Origin of the sequence: Mesorhizobium sp. M7A.F.Ca.CA.001.08.2.1 (genome assembly GCF_003998455.1) — a bacterium.
Lineage (GTDB): Bacteria > Pseudomonadota > Alphaproteobacteria > Rhizobiales > Rhizobiaceae > Mesorhizobium > Mesorhizobium ciceri.
In genome coordinates this window covers 1-4,253 of sequence record NZ_RZPW01000566.1, presented here as the reverse complement: position 1 = coordinate 4,253, position 4,253 = coordinate 1, and the positions used below count along the sequence as shown (strand labels likewise).

Here is a 4,253-nt window from a genome sequence, read left to right as displayed (position 1 = left end):
CGCGAAGATCATTGGAAAAAGGTCGCGTCATCAGATGCTGGCCTCCACTCCAGCCAGCATCTTGAATCACAAAACTCACAAATCGGGAATCCCCTACGATTCCATCAAGTCGTGAACCGCTCTAGCCGCCCAGGTCCTTCGGCCGCAAGCAATGTGTCAGCCGGGCGGGGGACACGACGGACCAATCGCCTTCGAAGACCACCCGGGCCAAGGCTGCCGTCGGGAATTTTTCCTCAAGTCTCGCGATCGCCTTGGCGTCCGACCCCGGCCCGGCAAGCTTTCTGGCCAACTGCTCCAGGCCCGGATTGTGGCCAATTGCCAGCAAGCTGCCGCTCGAAGCGTCGGTTTGACCAATCTGGCTCAGAATGTCCGCCGCTGAAGCATCGTAGAGCGCCTTGAGGAATGCGACCCGGGGCTGGACGGGCAGCTCCGCCGCCACAAGCCGCCAGGTCTCGCGGGTGCGAAGCGCCGTCGATACCAGCACCAGGTCCGGCAGCCAGCCCCGCGCCGCAAGTTCGCGCCCCATCAACCGGGCTGCCTTGGATCCGCGTTCGGCCAAAGGCCGGTCGAAATCATCGAGATCAGGGTCGTCCCAGCTGGATTTGGCATGACGGAGAAGAAGTAGTTGTCTCATCGATGTTGGTCAGGACCAGGGAGACTGATCAGACGAGTGCGGGCCTTTTGTTTGATCGCCTCAATGTCGAAGGGATCGAACGGGCCGCTTTCCAGTCCTTCCAGCCAAGCTCTGCGCAGCCGGTCCGTTTCGGCCTGGCAGCGAGTCCGATTTGGCGGTTCCAGGCTAAGCGCCGTTGTCATTCCCGCTCTAGGCTCAAGGCGTGATGCGCGCCAGATGCTCGAGGTCGGCTTCCTCGCGCAGCGGATCCGGGGCCATCACCACCGAGGTGCCGTTGTCGGCATCGTCGGCAAAGTGGGCAAGCACGGTGCGGCCGGCCTCCATGCGCGCCTTGCCTTCGGCGACCAGCCCCAGCGCCAGCGGATAGAGCCGGTGTTCGGTCTTCAGCACGCGGGCTGCCAATGTATCGGCGGTGTCGCCGACCATCACCGGCACGGCTGCCTGTGCGATGATCGGGCCGTCATCCATCTCGGAGGTGACGAAGTGCACGGTGCAGCCATGGATGCGGATGCCGGCGGCCAGCGCGCGCGCATGGGTGTCGAGCCCCTTGAAGGCCGGCAGCAGGGCAGGGTGGATATTGATCATGCGGCCCTGCCATTTCTGGACGAAGCCGGGGCTAAGGATGCGCATATAGCCGGCCAGCGCCACGATCTCGGCGTTGAAGGCCGTAAGGGCCGCGTCGATGGCGGCGTCATGCGCCTGCTTGCTGCCGTGGTCGGCACGTGAGACGACCTGCGTGGCGATGCCGCGCGCCCTGGCGATGCCGAGCCCGGCGGCATCCGCCTTATCGGAAATGACACCGACGATCTCGGCCGGGAACGACGGGTCGCTGGCCGCGGCAATCAGCGCGGTCATGTTGGAGCCGCGTCCCGAGATCAGGACAACGGTGCGTTTCCTCTGCGCGCTCATAGGCCGATCGAACCCCGATAGATGACGCCTGCGTCGCGGCGCGGCACGATGCGGCCGATCGGCGTCACCGTCTCGCCGGCTTCCTGTAGCACGGCCGCGACCTGCGCCGCCTGGCCGGACGCGACCGCCAGGATCATGCCGATGCCGCAATTGAAGGTGCGCATCATTTCTTCCGGCGCCACGCCGCCGGTCTTGGCCAGCCACGAAAACACGGGAGGAACGTCGATCGCCTCGAGGTCGAGCTCGGCCGAAAAATCCTTGGGCAGCACGCGGGGAATGTTTTCCGGGAAGCCGCCGCCGGTGATGTGGGCGAGCGCCTTGATACCATGCGTGTTGCGGATCGCCTTGAGAATCGACTTGACGTAGATGCGGGTCGGCTCGAGCAGTGCTTCGGCCAGAGTGGCCTCGTCGTTGAACGGTGCCGGATCGCTCCACGACAGGCCGCTGACGGCGACGATGCGGCGCACCAGCGAATAGCCGTTCGAGTGCAGGCCGGAGGAAGCCAGGCCCAGCAGCACGTCGCCTTCGACAATGTCATCGGTGGGCAGCAATTGGCCGCGTTCGGCGGCACCCACCGCAAAGCCGGCGAGGTCGTAGTCGTTGCCGTGATACATGCCGGGCATCTCGGCGGTCTCGCCGCCGATCAGCGCGCAGCCGGCCTGGCGGCAGCCCTCGGCAATGCCGCCGACGATCGCGGCACCCTGGTCGGGATCGAGCTTGCCGGTGGCGAAATAATCGAGGAAGAACAGCGGTTCGGCACCTTGCACGACGATGTCGTTGACGCACATGGCGACGAGGTCGATGCCGATCGTGTCGTGCTTGCCGGCATCGATGGCGATCTTGAGCTTGGTGCCGACGCCGTCATTGGCCGCCACCAGCACCGGATCGGTAAACCCGGCCGCCTTGAGGTCGAACAGGCCGCCGAAACCGCCGATCTCGCCATCGGCGCCCGGCCGGCGCGTCGCGCGCACCAGCGGCTTGATCTTCTCGACCATGAGATTGCCGGCATCGATATCGACACCGGCCTCGGCATAGGTGAGCCCGTTCTTGCGCTTGTTCACGTCGCGCTTGCTCATTTCTGGTGCCCGTTCAGCAATTTTCCTTGTCGCGGGCTCTTCGCATGAACGGTTTCTGTCCGCAAGGATAACGGCCATCTCGGCCTACAAAACCGTGGACAGCGCGCACGTACAGGCGCTCGTGATTGGCGAAAGCCAAGCTGAAGGCCGCTCCCGTGCGGGGAGATCGGCAGCTCCTCCCTTGTTGCCACCCGCCATCTTCATCATCTATCTCCGACCAAGAGGAGGTGCCAGGCATTTGACCATCCCCAACCTGATCACCATCCTGCGCCTTGTCCTGGTGCCGGCGGTGGTGCTGGCGATGCTGCAGGCGCGCTGGGACTGGGCTTTTGCCGGGTTCCTCGTCGCCGGCATTTCGGACGGCGTCGATGGCTTCATCGCCCGCCGTTTCAATCAGCAGTCCACGCTCGGCGCCTATCTCGATCCGATCGCCGACAAGCTGCTGCTGGTTTCGGTGTTCGTGGTCATGGGCCTCATCGGGCAATTGCCGCTGTGGCTGGTCGTCACCATGGTGTCGCGCGACGCGTTGATCGTCTGCGCGGTCCTGCTGTCCGCCGTCGTGGCCCATCCGGTCGAGATGAAACCGCTTTTCGTGTCGAAGGCCAACACCGCCATCCAGATCGTGCTGGCGGCGGTTGTGCTGGGTGAACTTGCCCTGTCGGTTCATCTCGACCCGCTGAGGCCGGTTCTCATATTGCTGTCCGGGGTCTTGACCGTGGCTTCGGCCGCAGCCTATCTCGTGACTTGGCTGAGGCACATGAGCTGACATGACGAAGGCTCCACTCCGGACATCCGAGACAGAAGCGGCGGCGATCGAGGCCGCGGCCGCCGACATCGCCGCGTCCGCGACCTTTCGCCGCCAGATCTTCTTCTGGCTGGCCGGCGCCGCGCTGCTGGCGCTTTTCCTCTATGTCTTCAGCGCCATCCTGCTGCCCTTCGTCGCCGGCATGGTGCTTGCCTATTTCCTCGATCCCGTTGCCGACCGGCTGCAGCGGCTCGGCCTGTCGCGTTTCATGGCGACGGTGGTCATCCTCATCACCTTCCTCATCGTGCTGGTCCTGGCCTTTGTCATCCTCATTCCGGTTCTGGCCACGCAGATGGCCGATTTCGCCGGCAAATTGCCGGAATATCTGACCCGGCTGCAAAGCCTGATCACCTCGTTCGATCCGAAATGGCTGGAGCAGAAGTTCGGCGTCAACGCCAATAGCTTGCGCGACGGGCTGAATTCGCTGCTGACCTCCGGCTTCGGTTTTGTCACCACCGTCTTCACCTCGCTGTGGAGTTCCGGCATGGCGCTGGTTTCTGTGGTCAGCCTGTTCGTGGTGACACCGGTGGTCGCCTTCTACATGCTGCTCGACTGGGACCGCATGGTGGCGGTCATCGACGGCTGGGTGCCACGCGACAACGTCCAGACCGTGCGCGCCATCGCACGGGACATCAACACCGCCACGGCAGGCTTCGTGCGTGGCCAGGGTACGCTGTGCCTGGTGCTGGGCGCCATGTATGCCACCGGGCTGACGCTGACCGGACTGAACTTCGGCATCCTCATCGGCCTGTTCGCCGGGCTGATTTCCTTCATCCCCTATGTCGGCTCGCTGACCGGGCTGGTGCTGGCCGTGGGCGTCGCCTTCGTC

At 64.3% G+C, this 4,253-nt stretch carries 5 protein-coding genes; 2 read left to right on the top strand and 3 right to left on the bottom strand.

Going from position 1 to position 4,253, the window contains the following annotated elements; translation table 11 throughout:
* Positions 1–121: 121 nt before the first annotated feature.
* The 3 genes from EN914_RS26415 to purM form a co-directional block, all read right to left on the bottom strand.
* Positions 122–634: a histidine phosphatase family protein gene (locus EN914_RS26415; RefSeq protein WP_024505066.1), complete on the bottom strand. Its 513-nt coding sequence runs from the start codon at positions 632–634 to the stop codon at positions 122–124.
* A 195-nt stretch (positions 635–829) separates the two neighbouring features.
* Positions 830–1,543: a phosphoribosylglycinamide formyltransferase gene (purN, locus tag EN914_RS26405; protein ID WP_024505064.1), complete on the bottom strand. Its 714-nt coding sequence runs from the start codon at positions 1,541–1,543 to the stop codon at positions 830–832.
* Complete coding sequence (gene purM, locus EN914_RS26400) at positions 1,540–2,619, bottom strand: phosphoribosylformylglycinamidine cyclo-ligase (RefSeq protein ID WP_013532445.1); 1,080 nt, start codon at positions 2,617–2,619, stop codon at positions 1,540–1,542. The genes purN and purM overlap by 4 nt, the downstream gene beginning before the upstream one ends.
* A gap of 238 nt (positions 2,620–2,857) precedes the next feature.
* Here purM and EN914_RS26395 point away from each other — a divergent pair, with 238 nt between their 5' ends.
* Both EN914_RS26395 and EN914_RS26390 read left to right on the top strand, forming a co-directional pair.
* On the top strand, positions 2,858–3,385 hold the full coding sequence (locus EN914_RS26395) for a CDP-alcohol phosphatidyltransferase family protein (protein WP_024505063.1): 528 nt from the start codon (positions 2,858–2,860) through the stop codon (positions 3,383–3,385).
* Position 3,386: 1 nt separating this feature from the next.
* Positions 3,387–4,253, top strand: an 867-nt coding sequence (locus EN914_RS26390; protein WP_164778918.1) for an AI-2E family transporter, incomplete at its 3' end; no start/stop codon positions are given.

Excerpts from the sequence above, each read along its gene's own strand:
- EN914_RS26415 (WP_024505066.1), bottom strand. The coding sequence starts at position 634 with ATGAGACAACTACTTCTTCTCCGTCATGCCAAATCCAGCTGGGACGAC.
- purN (WP_024505064.1), bottom strand. The coding sequence starts at position 1,543 with ATGAGCGCGCAGAGGAAACGCACCGTTGTCCTGATCTCGGGACGCGGC.
- purM (WP_013532445.1), bottom strand. The coding sequence starts at position 2,619 with ATGAGCAAGCGCGACGTGAACAAGCGCAAGAACGGGCTCACCTATGCC.